The sequence below is a fragment of the Levilactobacillus paucivorans genome, assembly GCF_001437125.1.
Classification (GTDB): Bacteria; Bacillota; Bacilli; order Lactobacillales; family Lactobacillaceae; genus Levilactobacillus; species Levilactobacillus paucivorans.
On the sequence record NZ_JQCA01000030.1, the window covers coordinates 16,472 to 33,043 of the forward strand.

A 16,572-nucleotide genomic window follows, 5' to 3' on the forward strand; every position below is an offset into this window, starting at 1 on the left:
GTTTACCTGGCGGACGCACCATACACAAGTCACTGAGAACCATGCAAATTTGGCAAAAGAAGAGAGGCTATGCCTGTGGCACAACCTCTCAATATTGCTGATACCTTATTCCGTAACTTGTTTCTGATTGGCTTCCAGCGTTGCATCCGTGATGTGGTGCCGCTTGATGTAGCGGACAACGGTAATGGCACTGAACCCGAAGACCACCGTACAACCCACCATAATCCACAACAATAGACTAGCTGAAACACCCATCAGGGTTGGGGTTGCCAAGGCAAAGATCGCCGTGACCACCCGCACGAGGCCGTATGAGAATCCGGTCATCGTGGCCCGCATGTTGACGGGATAGAGGGTCTGACTCCAAATCTTGTAGAGGGCTTCCCCACAGAGAACCGTACTTCCAGAATAGAAGATGTAAACCACTGTGAAGACTTGCCACTGACTACTGAAGAGACCGGCAACCACGAAGGATACCAGGGCCACCGCAATCCCCACATACATCGCAGGGTAACGGTATTTCGAGTCAGAAATTTTCAGATAAATCACATTAATCAACAAGCAGAACAGGTTAGCCACTAACGCGGCCCCCGTGGAGAACATCTGGCTCCGGCCATCGACCGTCACCAGGAAGTAATTCACGAATGACCCCCAGGTGTTGGCTGGCAGGTTCCAGAACAGGTAGAACACCGTGAGTAAGATGAAGGGAACTAACGCCCCACTCGTCTTCAAGAAGGTCCCTAGTTTGACCTTCTTTTCCGGTGCCTCATCCCCCTCATCCGACTGAACGGATGAGGCCAGGTTGGCTTCAATATCCTTGAATTTACCGGAGAAGACCCGCACGGACCAATTTAACAGGGCGACTAAGGCAATCCAACCGAACAGTGCCATGATGCTTCCCATCCCCGAGTTCGCGGTAATAAACCCGATAAACTGAGACAGGAGAATCCCGACCGTCCAGAAGATCTGCGTGGCGGAAATGGCCCGCCCGTACGTTTGCTTGTTCATTCGTTCGGAAACCACGGCCAATGACGTTGGTAGGTCGGCCCCGGAGGCTAGCCCCGCAATGAAGACGCCCACGACCAGCAATGGCAGGTTACCCGCAAACGCCACGATCGCCGATCCCACGAAGACAAAGAAGATGTCGACGTTGAAGACCGTGACCCGACCAAATTTATCGGATAACCAGCCACCGGCGAAGGATCCAATGGCCACTGCCACCGTCAGCATGGTACTCAGGAACCCGATCGTCCAACTGTTCAGGCCCAGGTACTTGGCCCAGATAGGCAAAGCAACCCCCAAGCTGACCAGTAGGGCGGCATCCAGGTAGGATGCAACCCCTGCGATAAAAATCAGGAGCTTACTATCTCTACTGAGCGTCACTTTCTCGTTTGGCATTCTTCAGGCCTCCCTTAATAAGATACTTCTGAATCAAGTAGACCGGCGTACAACTCCATGCATGACAGTAGCTGTTAAGCAGTGGACTGCCATACGGTGAGTAGTCTTGCTGGTTTGGATCGTAGGCTTCCCAGTAGGTGTCGGCGCCCAACGTGATCATGCCACCCCAGTAATGCTTCATGAGGGCAATAGCATCGTCAGTTAAACCGGCTTCAAACAGGGCTTCCGTGATGTGATGATACATGTATGGCGTCGCAATCCCCGTAACTGGGAAGAGCTGGGCCACCGTCTTTTGCATGATAGCCTTGTTCGTGGCATCATCCATGACTTGGGCCAAGACCATCCAGGCTTGACTGGCAATGTTGACTTCACGCTTAGGACCCGAAACAAAGAGTCCTTGGTCGCTATCAAACAATTGGGCCTGCGCGAAGTTAAGCAACTGATCTAACGCTGCCTGATAACGGTCAACCTGATCATCTTGGGCTTGGTGAGCCAACTGGATGAATTGCCGTAAGGCGTAGATCATCACGGCCTGCCCAGCAGTCGTCTTATCGAAATCATTGGACCAGTCGACAAAGACTGGATAATCATCGGACAATTGAAGTTGCCCTTGGTCGTCAACCTTAGCTAAGGCCACGTCCATTTGTTTCTTGGCAACGGGATACAGATCCGTTAACAACTGATCGTCCGCGTCATAATTTTCGTAATCACTGAGAATTGAAATGAAGAACAAACTGTAGTCGAAGAGGAACGTGTCATCCGGCACATCCTTGGGCTGTGTGAAGACGTTGGCTACCACACGGCCATCCTCAGCCGGCATGGCCCCGAACAGATACAGGCAACGCTTGATAATATCGGTATTGCCAAATGTGGCGTAGTCCGCTAAGGCCTGTAACCGCAAGTCCCCAATCCATAACCGGCGATCCCGCTTGGGGCCGTCTTCGAAGACCTCTTGCATACAGTCTTCCAGGGTCTTTAAGCCCACCTGATAGATCCGCTTTAACATCGGATCGGCCAGTTTGGGAACCGTCACCTGACGCGCATCCACTGAGGACTGCGTGATCACTTGGGGCTGGTCGAAGACGACTTGCCACTTTGGCGAGGTATCGAGAACAGTGATTTCCACGTACCGGAAACTGTAACGCCGCGGTAAATCGATCGTAGCTGGCAATTGGTCCAAGTGAAGTGTTTCCTCTTGAATCCAAGACTTGCTGAGCCACCCGTCATAGTCGGCACTGTTGTAACTCAATTCAACCGGCATTTCGGCAAAGCGAATCCGGCAGAACAGGGGCGCATCCATAGGTGACCCCGTGGCGGTAGCGTTAATACTGAACTTACCGACACAGTGTTCCCCGAAATCGAGGATAATCCGGCCATCACGTTTCAACGGCTGATTAACCAGATCCGAAACCTCGGCAACCTTCTTCACACCGTACCCACCCAACAATTTAGGCTGGCGGTCCAACGCGACGAGAGCCGTCGGCGTCACGACGTGGTGCTTGAGGGTTGGCTTGAACCCTTGCGACTTGGCCAGCAAGGCCTCATCATGCTTGAATTTAACTTCATCGTTTACTTGAAATGTAAAAGCCATTTTGTCACTCTCTTTCTAGCAGGTTCTCTTTAGAAGTCGTGAACGTTGTGCTTTCTCTGAAGACGCATCATGGTAACCCCAGAAATGAAACTGATTAAGATAATTCCGGCGAATCCAAACATGGTGTACTTGATCATGCCAGGAACCACTAAGGCTGGTGTCACGATGGCAAACAGCCCACATAACATCCGGGAGAAACCATTGATAAACCCTTGAACACCGGCACGAACTTCGACTGGGAAGGATTCTTGCGTCCAAACCTTGTACATCGCTTCACCGGCAATACTGTTCCCGATGTTGTACAGCCCAATCGCGATAACGATTGGCCATAAGGCGTGACTACTCAAGGCTAAACCAAGCATTGCGGCGAATTGAACAATGGCCCCAACGATAAAGAACTTGTTCCGGTACTTGCCCCCAGAAACGGAAGCGAAGGCCATGGTGGAGAATAAGGAGATAAAGTTTAAGATAACCCCGGCACCAGTGGCGAAACTTTGACTAGCATTGGCTTGAACCAGCGTGAACGTTTGGAATTGACCAAAGGTATTGGCTAATAAGTTCCAGCAAATGTAGAAGATAAAGATGCCGAAGAAGAAGCCCATGTACTTGCCACGGTTTGACCCAGCAAAGACAGACTTGATTGAAACCTTTTCGGTAACGTTGGCTTCTTTTTCATGTTCGAGTCGACGCTGTTCCCCTTGTTCGTGGAACGTCTTGAACTTGCTAGAGAATGTCCGCCATGCCCAAGTAATGAGAGCAAATGCTGCTAATAATGTAAAGACAAGGCGTGCACCGGTAGCGCCGGCCATCCGTGAAACCACGAAGGCCCCAACGTAGGAACTGAAGACCCCAATTTGCCAGAAGATTTGCGTCGATGAAACTAATTCATTTGACGTCTTTTCGTTTGGCGAATCGTGAGAAATAACGGTTAAACTAATTGGTAAGTCGGCCCCGGAAGCAAATCCGGTCACGATAACCCCAATGAGTAACATTGGAAAGCCTGTGGCAGCCACACAAATCAATGCCCCTAATGCGTAGAACAAGTTAAGGGAGTTAAATGATCGAATCAACCCGAAGGCCTTCGTAATCTGCCCGGCTAATAAAGAACCAAAGGCAATCGCGAACGTTAACGCCCCAGAGATAAACCCAACTTGAGCATTGGTCAGATTCAACCCAGCTTGCCAAACGGTAATCGTGGCTGACAAACCAACAATAATTCCCGAACCTAAAATGGATCCGATCCCAGCTGCAATCGCAAGTGGTCTATATTTACTGAACTCGGATTTCTGAACTTCACCATTATTCATATTGATGAACCTCCTTCTGTTTATGCCTTAATTGTAAGCGCTTAAATTGATGGCAACAATATCCCCATAACAGCTCCTTGATTGCAAAATCACAGGTAAAAATTGTATAATTTAATAAATTGGTTTACTTGAAGGAGGTCACAATATGGCATCACGGGTCTTGAGTCAACTACTCTTTCGCCTCAATCGCGTCGAGCGTTATCAAAAGAAAACGGGCCAGAATTTTAATTACGATAACTTGGATTTCATTCATCATCCCATTCCGCGAATGCCCCAATTCGAGTTCTTTCAGGAGTCTAACATTGCCATTACCAAGAACAATCGTTTCTCCTACACCCCAGCCCATACGCATGATTTCATCGAATTTAACTACATGTATTCCGGCTCCTGTATCCAGTACATCAACGATGAACCCATCAAACTCCGACAGCATCAGCTACTGGTCATGGATCGCGATGTGGTCCAACGCATCGACTACGCCGGCCAGAAGGATATTATCATTAATATTCTCCTCAGAGATACCGATGAGTTTGCTGAATCTGCTGGCTACTTGAAGAACTCCGCGGACACCGTTTCCCAGTTTCTGTACAATGCCGCCAAACAAGATTCGCCTCATAACAACTTCATCATCTTCGACCTCAGTAAGAATGAAGTCGCCACCAAACTCTTGGAAAGCCTCGCTATCAAGGGCCTCGAGGACACGTCAAATCGTAACGAGCTTCTGCGACTGATCTTTGCGGCTCTTATGCTGGAACTACCGGGAACGATTCGCCGTCGTAGTATCAGCTACACCAATCCTGCCAATGATGAATTTTTGCCAATTCTGCGCGCCATCAGTGCGGAATATCAGACGGTATCGCTCAGTGAACTGGCCACCCGTTTCGGCTACAATACCAACTACCTCGGTGACAAGATTCGTGAAATGACCGGCAAGAGTTTCAAAGAACTCATCGACCGCCGCCGATTAGCCGCCGCGCAAAACCTGATGATTCGGACGAGCTGTAGCGCCGCTGAGATCTGCGATATCATTGGGTACAAAAACAACTCCTCCCTCTTCCGGCTCTTTAAAAAATACCTCGACGTCACCCCTTCGGCCTACAAGGCCAAAGTCAGTCATCAACGGCTGATTACGCAGCCGTCGTTGCCCGAGGTTCGTGGTCACGCCAGTCGCACGCCGCAGAACTAAATTATCCCTTGTCACCCCGACTCGGTTGGCGTACTATCGACTAAACAGCACCTAAATTGGGTCGCTTAACAATCACGGTGCACGACACTGAAGTGACTACGCGATTGTCTTATAATGATGTCGACTACCAATAGATGAGGGGATCAGATTATGCCAAAAATTAAAAATGTTTGTGTTTTCTGCGGATCAAATCACGGCTACGACCCGGCCTTTCTGGACCAAACCAACGCCTTAGGGCAATATCTGGCCAGCCATGGTCACCCCGTGGTTTACGGTGGCGGTAAAGAAGGTCTGATGGGCGCCATTGCCAAGTCCACCATGGATGCCGGTGGCGAAGTTATCGGCATCATTCCCACCTTTTTGAGCGAGATGGGGCTGGCCGAAACGCATATCACCACCCTACTGGAAACGGCCACGATGGACGAACGTAAGGACGAAATGCTCCGGCAATCCGACGCCTTTATCGTATTGCCTGGGGGCTTTGGTACCTTTGAAGAGTTCACCACAATGCTCTCCTGGAGCCAAATCAACGTGCACCAGAAGCCAATTGCACTCTTCAACATCAACCACTACTACGATGAACTCGTGGCCATGATGGTCAAGTGTTGTGACGCCGGGTTCGCACCGAAAGAGAACCTGGATCTGTTTATTAACGCCAGCTCTATCGATGAGATCTTCGATGGCTTTGCGAACTTCCATCACCAATTGCCTTACAAATACACGAACTAATTCTTTAGGAGTCCTTCCTTGGTTGGGCTCCTTTTTTAATGCTTCACGAACTTTGGAGGGCCGCCTGCGGCTGCCAGGGATTACGCCTGCTGTGGGGACGCTTCAGCCTGAGACCCGGGCTTCTCGCTCGATTTGAAGCCCCGCCAGGGACGCGGGTCTTCAAATTCGCCCGTGATGTAAGGCCGAGAAAAGCACTCGGTCTAACATCACCGCCACGGCCGGCTCCATCCCTGACCTCCTCCGGCTCCGATCCACCTTTAATGGCGTCATTGGCTGGCCCAACCCACTAAATTGGCGACACAGATCTGTTCTGACGCATGGCAGTAGTAAAACTCTTCTGAGAATTTCTGGCCGGCCTACCGGTCAGATTAAAAAAAGACTGACCTCAAATTAATTCCAAATTTACAAGTGTTAAGAGCATTTTCAAATGAAAATGAGTGTACCAAAAAAGTGGCGTGCCAATTGGCACACCACTTTCGTTTCTAATGTTCATTTAAAATCGTTTATTTCTGATTCCAGTCAATCTCATCCGTCAACCAACCACTCATCCAACGAGGCACCAATTTGGTGGTCACGGTAGTTGCGCGGCGATTGATGGCCAAGACCAGCTGGAGCATGGTGAAGACCAGTGACGCCCGGCGCCGGTACGCCAGGTACTTTGGTTGCCAAGTCGTCACATACTTCTCCTTATAGGCCCGCAAGCCCTGGAAGCTGTAGATACTGGACCCGTACTCGTAAATTAGATGAGCCAGTCGTTCCTCAATGAAACTGAATTCCGACAGACCCACGTTCGATAACGGTGCCATCCCCAGGTTGAAGGTCTGATAGCCTTCCTCGCGACATAGGTCAAAGAGAAAGACAAACAGGCCATCCATAATTCCCGACGGTGCGTTAGGACTCTCACGCATCAGGTCAATCGACGTCATGACGTGTTCTCCGGTCGGCATGAGGTTAGCGAAGGCTTGAATCTCACCCGACGCATCCCGCATAACGGCGATTGGAGATTCGTCCAAGTAGCGACGGTCGAAGAAGCCCATGGAGAAACCCTTCTCAGCGGCATCCCCTAACCAAGCATCGGAAATACTCTTGAGCTTCTGATAGTTTTCATCGCTCAATGGTGGCTGCAGGAGTTCACAGGTATAGCCCTCACGGTGGAATTTGTTCACCACCGACCGTTCCCCCCGGTGCGCCTTCCCAGCCAGATTGAAGGTTGCCAGATCGACATGCCCTTCTTCCCCAACCTTGATGAAGTCGAAGCCCATTTCGTGAAGATGGAGCGTCAGTTTTTCCGTAATTTCGTAGAAGACTGGCCGCAGTCCGGCCTGATCGGCATCGTGCATGAAGGCCTGCAACGCCGGCACAATCAGATCTTGATTGCCAATGGGTTCCCCCATCACCAAGACCTTGTCGGCACTCTGGCGAAACAGGAGGAACAGCTGATCCTCGCCATTTTCTTGGTAATAATAGACTTGCTTGTCCTTTAGGAAGGCCAGGTGGCTAATTTCATTGCCCCCGAAGCGTTTGATGATCGCACGGATTCTATCGCCGTCAAAGGGCGTATGGAGCCATCCTGGCTCTGGTTTGGCCAAATACCGGTAAATCCCCCCGAGAATTAACAAGGCCACCAGCAGGCCACCCAGGCCATTTAACCAGACCTGCGTCGACGGAAAGAGCCACGTCTTGGGAATCCAAGAATGATGGTGCTGCACCCGAAAGGTTGAGATACCGAGAATCGTGTACACCACAAAGGTCCCCACGAAAATGATACCGTCGACTAGTAAGCCCCCCCAGGAATAGTGGAATCCCTGGCGATAGAGTTCGGGTCTGGCCAAAATCAGGCAGAGCAACACGAGTCCCAGCAGGACTGCCAAGCCCCCTGGGAAATTCTCTCGCCAAAGGGTGTTGCCGATCGCAATGACCAACACCACCATCGTCGGCCAATAGGCCAATTTGACGCGAGCGCCGACACCGCGGGCCAACCCAATGAGTAGGAAGGCCATGATAATATTGGAAACCTGGTCCAAAAAGTAAAACATATAAGGCACTAAGCGAATGTAGAACGTATTCATTAAGACCACGTCTGGAATGGTCGCATACAGCAACATCATAATTCCAGAAAAGTACATAAAGACGGTCACGAAGAGGTGGGCACTGCGCCGAATCACGGCAACCGGTAACCCATTGAGAAAGGCATTGATCCTGTGCCCAGCATCGTGAATAAAGAGCCCGACACCTAAGCCAAATGGCAGGAAGTAGTAGAACAACCGATACAGAATCAGCCAGCCTGCGGCATCCGCGCGGCCGACGCCCAACAGACCGAGTCCCAGTATCATGAAGACGTCAAATGATCCCAGTCCCCCAGGAATCATCGACACGACCCCGGCAACCGAGGCCACCACAAACATTGGAAAAACCGCAATCAAAGGAATTGGCATATGTAGCGCCCAGCCAATCGCCAGGAAGAAGAGCGCACAGCTCCCCCACTCTAGCGTCGAGCCGCCAATGAGTCTGAGTTCACGGGACCACGTCAGATCCTTGAAGAAATCATTATCGCTGAAGCGGGTGAAGAGGAAGAGTCCAGGGAAGTACAGTCCACCACCCAGTAACCAAATCCAGTAACCGCGGAAAGGCTGCCCGACGTCGAAACCAAAAAGACAAATCAACGCGACCCAACAAGCCAGGGACAGCCCGGACAGGAGAAATAAGGCAATCTTAGAAATGGCGTAGAGTACCTGTTTCTTCGATGCCGAGCGCGAATAAAAGTTTGCCCGCAGACTGGCACCGAGGATCCCGCCCATCCCCATGAGATTCGTGAAGGTGTTGGTCACCCAACCACTACGGATAATATATCCCCTGGAAAAATCGCCGGGTAAGAATTCAACAATTGTGAAGTCATAGACCAGCATGGGTAAAACTGCTATGAAGCCCCCAATCATTAAGAGCCCTAACGTCCCCCAACTCAGCGATGCCAGTTCACTTTGAACCTGATCACCACTGATCTCGTGACCAACTCGGCCAACCTCTCTAATGATAAATAACAGAATCGAGAAGAAGAAGATTCCCTTGATCCACGTCAAACGTTTCTGTATAAAACCCCAGACTCTTTTCCCCATGATGATTTCCCCCCTGTAGTTCTTTATTATCGCAATCGTTTCCCCAAAAACCAATCAAGTGGCTGTCTTAATATCCCCGTTAAGTCACCTGACTAACCTTGCATCCCCACGCTAAGGTTTAAAGATTGGACACTACCCTAGTCATCTTGAGATCATGCCCCATAGCGTCATCCTAATCTTACGGCAGAAACCTTTGGTCAGTGAGAGCAAACTCACTTTGCCCCCCATTAACCATCCACGGCTTGATCGTTATCATTTGTAGTTAAGGTTACCATAGCTTTCCCTGTTTAACGGACCCTGCAGAAATTCTTACAGATCTGTTAAGAAACGACAAAAAAATGGCACCGTCAGTCATCTGACAGTGCCACTCACCAGTCGAAAACGTCGACTAGTCTTTAATGTTTTTTAAAATGCCCATTCTTCATTGATGCGCGCTTATCGCGCCAACGCCAGGTAATCGCGGTGCCGGAGAAGGCGACAATTCCAATGAGACTAAGCAAGATACCAGCTCGGCCACCCGGAACCCGGTAGGTCAACCGAATATCATTGTTTCCGGCCTTAATTGGCAAGGCCGTCATCCCGTGTAGCATCCGCTTAGGTGTCACTTGCCGACCATTGACCTGAGCATGCCAGCCGCCGTCATTTGGCAGACTCACATACAGCCAACGCTTCTTAGCCGTCCCGGTAACGCTACCTGTCAACTCGGTTCGCCAATGACTGTCAGTGATGTGTAAGTTCAGCGCGTGCTTCTTCACCGTTTTGACCACTTGCTTAAACTTCGGTCGTCGCAACGTCTTGAGCTCCAAGCCCAGATCGGCTCCCCGATCGTAGGCACTGAAACGAACCCGGACCCGTTGACCGGCCTTAAAGGTCCCCAGGTTAATCAACGTTGTGTGTTGGTTCATGTTGATCTCGGGGCCCACTGGCATGTGATCGACCAACATCGTGGAATACTTAATGGCCCCATTAGGTGCCCACAGATACATGGGACCCGCAGTCTTAGCCGTAAAGTACATCGTGTGTTGGTAGGTATAACCGGTTGGTTGTCCCGCCCAGTATGGCGAATGCTCAACCTGATCAACCTTATTGGTTGCCGAGGACCAGTAAGACGTCTTGCTAGGCTTTAAGGCCTGTAAGATTTTTTCCTGGTTACCGAAGGCATCAAACTTTAATTTCGTATGCGTCAAACTCTTCGGTACGGCAAAGCCCATGCCCACATAACTGGAGTTGGTGGTTGTCGTAGCCCCAATCGTGGCCAATTCTACCGAGGTCTTCACCCCAAATAACATGTCCGTGACTGGCGTGAGACCCCCACTACTGATCCGACGAGGGTTATCACTCCCCAGACCCAAACGATGCATCGTCTTTCGGGTCCGGTCATTGATGGTGGAGTTATACCCAGATACCCCATAGAAGTCGAACAACAGGCTGTCGTTATAACTCTTATAGGAAGACTCGAAGGCCCGTTTGATAATACTGTTTTCGTTATTGACCCGATAGAGTTGTCCCTTAGGTGCCTGGACACTCGCCATCTGTTGCTTTTCCAACATGTAGTTACGAGTATAGACATCGTGATGGCCAAATTCACTGGTACTCATCGCTAAGATAAAATTACCGGCAACTTCGGTCGCTACAATGGCTCCCAGCAACCATTGACGCCATAAGCGCCGGGTACCAAAGATAATGGCCGCTGTGATGAAGAGATAGATAATCCCCAAAATCAGACTCGTCCAATGAACGCGTGAAATATCAGTATAGTAGTGCATCATCCGCGAAGAATGCCCCGTCACCAGTCGCAACATCACGGGAATCAATAGTGATCCGACGATGGCCAACAGCGCTAGTCCCGTCGGTAATAACCACTTAAATTTAGTCGCAATCTCGCGAGGTTCAGCTTGCCAAGCGGCAAAAGCCAAGATAACCATCACAAAACTAAAGAAGAAGACGTTTCGGAATGGGAATCCCGCTGGCGCCTGCATAAGGTGCCAGAAGGTATTAAACAGCCGGATCCACAATCCCAGGAACAGTACCGTCAGGAAACCAGCCCCCGCCCACTTGTGACGACGGGAGATCGCTGGGTGCACCCAGAAAACCATGACGAGAAGGACGATTGCACTGGACACAAAGAGTGTCGGCGCGTGGTCCAGTCGTTGGCTATTGTTGGTGCCCCCCACCATGAACTGCCCGAAGGCTTCCAGGCCGAACGTTGGCTCAACCTTGTAATTGGCCGCATAGGGCGCGCCCTTAGCCGTTTGTAACATACTGAGTCCGGTTGGAATTAGAACAAGCGCGGCACTGATCCCACTGAGGATGGCTGTGACCACAAACCGTTTGATCGGTTGCCACCAGGTCTTGAGACCTTCGGGCCGATCGATAACCAATAAATAGATAAAATAGCAAACACTGAAGATACAGGTCATATAACCCAAATAATAGTTAACCAGCATGCTGGCCAGTAACCACCAGAAGAAGGCGGCTGGTCGTAAGTGACGAACGAGTTGATCCAGGCCAAAGGCCACCAGTGGCAGGACAATCAGAGCGTCCAACCACATCAGGTCAAAGTAATTCACCGCCACGAACCCACAGAAGGCAAAGGCCACCCCAAAGAGCAGACTCATCCGCGCCGTGGTCGCAAAGTGCCGTTGCAAATACCAGGTCATGGTCGCCGCAATACTGGCGATTTTTGCCATAATGATGATGGTCACCGCCATCGGCACATTCTCCGAACTAAAGAGCAGGACGATGAGATTGTAGGGACTCATGAGATAGTAAGTTAACGTTGGTGCTAAGTTACTTCCCATCACATGGGTAAACGAGAACATACGGAAATCAAGCGTGCGCAAGGCATGTTGAAAGTCCGTCAACATTGGGACGTATTGGGTCCCCATATCACTAAAGATCAGGCTCCGATTGCCAAAAGGGGTAATCTGCCAATAGCCAAAAACACCTACAACTAAAATAAAGGCTAGACAGAACGCCAGAATCACGTTCTGCCACCTACGATTCAAATGAAACCTTGCCAATCTTATTTCCCCCACTCCTATATGCCATGCTTTCTCAATCTTGGTCTAATCCCACAAGACTAGCGTTTCTCGCCAGCTGAGTGATCAGGTTTAATTTATCCCCGATTAAATCTGTCAACTTGTTTAGGCTTTTGGTCTGTCCTTAAGTTCACCATAATCAGTCAATTCAGGCAACTCCCCGTCACCTGACAACTAAATTTGGACACTAAAAGCCCATATTATATTTATAATAAGCGACTGCCGCGGGAAAAACTAGTCTTTGGCAGAAACACCACCGTTTCTTAATAAAACCGGCTCAGTTTGCAGTGTCCCCCGCCGCGCTGGTCGCCGTCAATCCCACTCACCCGGTTAGGCAACCAACTTAATGACCAATTTATTTCGGTGTTTAAAAATTAAACCATCTGACCGAAAAACAGGTACAAAAAACGCCATCCGAAGATGACGTTTTCGATTTTAGTAAGTGAAGGTGACTACTTAAGAGTAACCACACCACCAACGGCTTCAAGCTTTTCCTTGATGTCGTTAGCTTCGTCTTCAGAAACGCCTTCCTTGATGACAGATGGTACGTTGTCAACAAGACCCTTAGCGTCCTTCAAACCTAAACCAGTGATTTCACGGACAGCCTTGATGGCCTTAACCTTGGCGTCACCAGATTCAGTTAATTCAACGTCGAATGAGTCCTTGGCTGCGGCAGCATCGCCACCAGCAGCACCGGCTGCAGCAACTGGTGCAGCAGCAGAAACGCCGAATTCGTCTTCAATTGCCTTAACTAAGTCGCTAAGGTCAGTAATAGATGCTTCCTTAAGGGAAGCAATGATAGCATCTTTATCAAAAGCCATGTTATTTTCCTCCAATAGTTGGGTTTTAGTTTTATGTTTCTCGGGTACTTAGGCTGCGTCGCCTTCGTCACCCTTGTCAACGATAGCCTTAATTGCGTAGGCCACGTTACGTACAGGTGCTTGAAGTTCACTAGCAAGCATGGAGAGCAGGTCTTCACGGCTAGGTAAGGTAGCGTAAACGTTGATTTCATCGATTGAGGCAATCTTGCCTTCGATGTAACCACCCTTAATAGAAAGAGCGTCGACACTATCTGCAAACTTCTTCAAAACCTTAGCTGGGGCAATTGGATCCTCGTTAGAGAAGGCAACGGCAGTTGGGCCGGCAAAGATGTCATTTAAGTCACCGTAACCAGCTTTTTCAGCAGCCCGAACCAAAATCTTGTTCTTGATGACGTTCATTTGAACGCCAGCATCACGTAATTCCTTACGTAATTCAGTAGCTTGTTCAACCGTTAAACCACGGTAATCAACAACTACAGCGCTGGTGGCGTTGTTGAATTTTTCAACAACCTCATCGACGATTTTTGCTTTGACAGCAATAGCTTGTTCACTCACATTGTTCACCTCCAAAAATAGTTTGGTGGGATAAAAAATCCCTATGCCACCAAGACATAAGGAGTCAAAAGTTTAAGTAAACTTCTGCCTCGGCAGGAAATTAAGGCCAATAGGCCACCTGAGTCTTAGGTAGATCTATTAAATACAACTTCAATAGCATACAATACTTGGCAGAACCTGTCAATGCATTGCAAGGGATTTTTTGTTCTCAATAAAACTTAGGCAATCATAGATGCCAAGTCAACGTCAACACTAGGGCCGAACGTTGAAGAGATTGAAACGTGTTGGACGTAAGTGCCACGAACAGCGGCAGGACGTGCACGAACAATCAATTCAGCGATAGCCTTCAGGTTACCAGCTAACTTGTCTGCATCGAATGAGACCTTACCAAATGGAACGGCAACGTTACCGTCGCGGTCAGTCCGGTAAGTAACTTGCCCATTCTTAGCATCGGAAACGGCCTTTTCGACGTTCATCGTAACCGTACCCGTCTTAGGGTTAGGCATTAAGCCCTTAGGTCCTAAGACCCGGCCTAAACGACCAACTTGGGCCATCATGTCTGGCGTTGCGATAGCAACGTCAAAGTCTAACCAGCCGTCTTGGATACGTTCAACTAAGTCTTGTTCACCAACGACGTCAGCACCGGCAGCTTCTGCAGCCTTAGCTTGGTCACCTTTGGCAAATACAACAACAGTTGTGTCCTTACCAGTACCGTTAGGTAATACTAAGGCACCACGGAGTTGTTGGTCCGCTTGCTTGGTGTCAACGTTAAGTTTGAAAGCAACCTCTACGGATGCATCAAACTTAGCGAAGTCCATCTTCTTTACTAATGCCACGGCGTCGTCCATGCTGTAAACCTTGTCGGCTTCAACCAGCTTGGCAGCGTCCTGGTACTTTTTACCTCTTTTGTTAGCCATTTTTGTGTATTCCTCCTTGCAAATGTGGTTGTAACGGATAAACCTCCCACTTGACACATTTCATTTTCGTGAAGTGTCCGACTATCCGAAAACTGAGCTTAACCTTCGACCGTGAAGCCCATGCTCCGGGCAGTACCTTCAATCATGCGCATAGCTGCTTCAACATCAGCTGCGTTTAGATCTTGCATTTTAGTTTCAGCGATTTGCTTAACTTGATCCTTGGTTACAGTTGCAACCTTTTTCGTGTTAGGTTCGCCGGAACCACTTTCAACACCAGCGGCCTTCTTCAACAGAACAGCTGCTGGAGGGGTCTTGGTAATGAAATCAAAGGAACGATCTTCATAGACACTGATCACAACAGGAATGATCATACCAGCTTGGTCAGCGGTACGAGCGTTGAATTCCTTAGTGAAGCCCATGATGTTGATACCTGCTTGACCTAAAGCTGGTCCAACTGGGGGAGCTGGGGTTGCTTTACCCGCAGGAATCTGTAATTTAACGACATTAGCTACTTTTTTAGCCACGAGACAATACCTCCTTGAGTCCGTGTGTGGTAAGTGGGGCTGTTAGTTTGCCCCTCCCACGTTGACTGTACGCTCTAACGCATACTAGAGAATCATACCACACTTCATTACCTACAACAAGTTCATTTTAAACTATCGCTGAGATGGCCCGACCGCCTAACCACGGCCGGGTATCGACAGTCTTTGACACCCGCCTACCCTAAGATAGGGTCAACTTGGTCAAAGTTTAATTCGGTACTGGTTTCCCGACCGAACATGTCAATGTTCACCTTGAGCTTCATCTTTTCATTGTCAACTTCGGTAATCTTACCGACCAGGCCACTGAAGGCACCATCGACAATCGTCACTGAGTCACCAGGCGCCACATCCAGATCGGCGTGACGTGCGGACATGCCGACACGACGCAAGATCCGTTCGACTTCATCTGGTAACAGTGGTGTTGGCTTACTACCTTGACCGTGAGAGCCTAAGAATCCGGTAACCCCAGGGGTATTCCGAACCACGTACCAAGCCTGATCACTCATGACCATTTCCAACAAGACGTAGCCCGGGAAGGTCTTTTCCATTGAGACCTTGTCCTTACCATTCTTGACTTCGTGGGCTTCTTCTTCTGGGACAACAACCCGGAAGATGTTATCCTGCATGCCCATTGATTCTGACCGGGATTCCAAGTTCGCCATAACCTTGTTTTCGTATCCGGCGTACGTATGCAAGACGTACCATTGCTTTTCCGCTGACTCAACCATGTTTGGTGCAACTCCTTTAAATAATTGACTTTTTCGAGCAAAATAAAAAAACTCCGCGCAAGTCGAAGTTCCTGTTACCTACCAATATAGCATATTTAACCGTGTTTGACCACTGACAATTCCACTAGGAGAGGAACTTCAGTCCGTACTGGACGACCCAGTCAACGACAGCGAAGAAAATGGAGAAAAGAATTGAAATCCCCACAACGGTCCCCGTGTCGTGCCGTGTTTGCTTAACACCTGGCCAAGAAACCTGCTTCATTTCTTGCCCTACTGACTTGAAAAATCGGAATAAACGCATGCTGTTGCCTCCTAAAATGTCCTGTGTTCGTTGGAATTGTTAGTCTAAATTAACGGGTCTCACGATGTAACGTGTACTTCCCACAATATTTACAAAACTTCTTAACCTCAAGTCGTTCCGTGCGGGTTGCGCTTGCTGTGATGGTGTAATTCCGTGACCCACAAACTGAGCAGGCCAAAGCAATCTTCTTCTGAGCCATCTTGCCACCACCTTTAATTAAATCATGTTCAATCTCATACTGCATTAGATTACCATCAAATACCGGTCGCGTCAATCATTCAGCCAATAACGTATGTGTCAAGTTTTCCTAGGTGCCTTATAATCAACCAAATATTTATACACAATA

General features: G+C 49.2%; 14 protein-coding genes and 1 other annotated feature. Of the genes, 2 read left to right on the forward strand and 12 right to left on the reverse strand.

What is annotated here, in order from left to right:
• Positions 1-105: 105 nt before the first annotated feature.
• Genes IV54_RS02580 through IV54_RS02590 form a run of 3 tightly spaced genes read right to left on the reverse strand, consistent with a single transcriptional unit; the run spans position 106 to position 4,293 of the window.
• Positions 106-1,395, reverse strand: coding sequence for an MFS transporter (locus IV54_RS02580; RefSeq protein ID WP_057877838.1), 1,290 nt, complete (start codon positions 1,393-1,395; stop codon positions 106-108).
• On the reverse strand, positions 1,367-2,986 hold the full coding sequence (locus IV54_RS02585) for an alpha-L-rhamnosidase-related protein (RefSeq protein WP_057877839.1): 1,620 nt from the start codon (positions 2,984-2,986) through the stop codon (positions 1,367-1,369). The genes IV54_RS02580 and IV54_RS02585 overlap by 29 nt, the downstream gene beginning before the upstream one ends.
• A 29-nt stretch (positions 2,987-3,015) precedes the next feature.
• Positions 3,016-4,293 (reverse strand): MFS transporter, encoded by a 1,278-nt coding sequence (locus tag IV54_RS02590; protein ID WP_057877840.1) that lies wholly within the window; start codon positions 4,291-4,293, stop codon positions 3,016-3,018.
• 145 nt (positions 4,294-4,438) lie between these two features.
• Between IV54_RS02590 and IV54_RS02595 the strand changes: the two genes are divergently transcribed.
• A complete protein-coding gene (locus IV54_RS02595; protein WP_057877841.1) occupies positions 4,439-5,479 on the forward strand; it encodes an AraC family transcriptional regulator in 1,041 nt (346 codons plus the stop codon).
• Between the two features lie 150 nt (positions 5,480-5,629).
• Entirely contained in the window at positions 5,630-6,208 is a 579-nt protein-coding gene (locus tag IV54_RS02600; protein ID WP_057877842.1) for an LOG family protein, read from the forward strand.
• Between the two features lie 503 nt (positions 6,209-6,711).
• Here IV54_RS02600 and mprF read toward each other — a convergent pair.
• From mprF to rpmG, 9 genes are all read right to left on the reverse strand, one after another.
• Positions 6,712-9,321: a bifunctional lysylphosphatidylglycerol flippase/synthetase MprF gene (mprF, locus tag IV54_RS02605; protein ID WP_057877843.1), complete on the reverse strand. Its 2,610-nt coding sequence runs from the start codon at positions 9,319-9,321 to the stop codon at positions 6,712-6,714.
• A 395-nt stretch (positions 9,322-9,716) separates the two neighbouring features.
• Positions 9,717-12,329, reverse strand: coding sequence for a YfhO family protein (locus tag IV54_RS02610; protein ID WP_237756654.1), 2,613 nt, complete (start codon positions 12,327-12,329; stop codon positions 9,717-9,719).
• Positions 12,330-12,814: 485 nt separating this feature from the next.
• Positions 12,815-13,183, reverse strand: a complete 369-nt coding sequence (gene rplL / locus IV54_RS02615) for a 50S ribosomal protein L7/L12 (protein WP_057877845.1) — start codon at positions 13,181-13,183, stop codon at positions 12,815-12,817.
• A 48-nt stretch (positions 13,184-13,231) separates the two neighbouring features.
• Entirely contained in the window at positions 13,232-13,738 is a 507-nt protein-coding gene (gene rplJ / locus IV54_RS02620; protein WP_057877846.1) for a 50S ribosomal protein L10, read from the reverse strand.
• 23 nt (positions 13,739-13,761) lie between these two features.
• Positions 13,762-13,886: a sequence feature (ribosomal protein L10 leader region), on the reverse strand.
• A 70-nt stretch (positions 13,887-13,956) separates the two neighbouring features.
• Positions 13,957-14,655, reverse strand: a complete 699-nt coding sequence (gene rplA, locus IV54_RS02625; RefSeq protein WP_057877847.1) for a 50S ribosomal protein L1 — start codon at positions 14,653-14,655, stop codon at positions 13,957-13,959.
• 98 nt (positions 14,656-14,753) lie between these two features.
• Positions 14,754-15,179: a 50S ribosomal protein L11 gene (gene rplK / locus IV54_RS02630; RefSeq protein WP_057732912.1), complete on the reverse strand. Its 426-nt coding sequence runs from the start codon at positions 15,177-15,179 to the stop codon at positions 14,754-14,756.
• 194 nt (positions 15,180-15,373) lie between these two features.
• Positions 15,374-15,925: a transcription termination/antitermination protein NusG gene (gene nusG, locus IV54_RS02635; RefSeq protein WP_057877848.1), complete on the reverse strand. Its 552-nt coding sequence runs from the start codon at positions 15,923-15,925 to the stop codon at positions 15,374-15,376.
• 124 nt (positions 15,926-16,049) lie between these two features.
• Positions 16,050-16,226, reverse strand: a complete 177-nt coding sequence (gene secE / locus IV54_RS02640) for a preprotein translocase subunit SecE (protein WP_057877849.1) — start codon at positions 16,224-16,226, stop codon at positions 16,050-16,052.
• Positions 16,227-16,275: 49 nt separating this feature from the next.
• Positions 16,276-16,425 carry a 50S ribosomal protein L33 gene (gene rpmG / locus IV54_RS11460; RefSeq protein WP_083488483.1) on the reverse strand — a complete coding sequence of 50 codons (150 nt, stop codon included), beginning with the start codon at positions 16,423-16,425 and terminating at the stop codon, positions 16,276-16,278.
• Positions 16,426-16,572: the final 147 nt, after the last annotated feature.

Excerpts from the sequence above, each read along its gene's own strand:
- IV54_RS02580 (WP_057877838.1), bottom strand. The coding sequence starts at position 1,395 with ATGCCAAACGAGAAAGTGACGCTCAGTAGAGATAGTAAGCTCCTGATT.
- IV54_RS02585 (WP_057877839.1), bottom strand. The coding sequence starts at position 2,986 with ATGGCTTTTACATTTCAAGTAAACGATGAAGTTAAATTCAAGCATGAT.
- IV54_RS02600 (WP_057877842.1), top strand. The coding sequence starts at position 5,630 with ATGCCAAAAATTAAAAATGTTTGTGTTTTCTGCGGATCAAATCACGGC.
- nusG (WP_057877848.1), bottom strand. The coding sequence starts at position 15,925 with ATGGTTGAGTCAGCGGAAAAGCAATGGTACGTCTTGCATACGTACGCC.
- rpmG (WP_083488483.1), bottom strand. The coding sequence starts at position 16,425 with ATGGCTCAGAAGAAGATTGCTTTGGCCTGCTCAGTTTGTGGGTCACGG.
- IV54_RS02595 (WP_057877841.1), top strand. The coding sequence starts at position 4,439 with ATGGCATCACGGGTCTTGAGTCAACTACTCTTTCGCCTCAATCGCGTC.
- IV54_RS02590 (WP_057877840.1), bottom strand. The coding sequence starts at position 4,293 with ATGAATAATGGTGAAGTTCAGAAATCCGAGTTCAGTAAATATAGACCA.
- rplL (WP_057877845.1), bottom strand. The coding sequence starts at position 13,183 with ATGGCTTTTGATAAAGATGCTATCATTGCTTCCCTTAAGGAAGCATCT.
- mprF (WP_057877843.1), bottom strand. The coding sequence starts at position 9,321 with ATGGGGAAAAGAGTCTGGGGTTTTATACAGAAACGTTTGACGTGGATC.
- secE (WP_057877849.1), bottom strand. The coding sequence starts at position 16,226 with ATGCGTTTATTCCGATTTTTCAAGTCAGTAGGGCAAGAAATGAAGCAG.
- rplA (WP_057877847.1), bottom strand. The coding sequence starts at position 14,655 with ATGGCTAACAAAAGAGGTAAAAAGTACCAGGACGCTGCCAAGCTGGTT.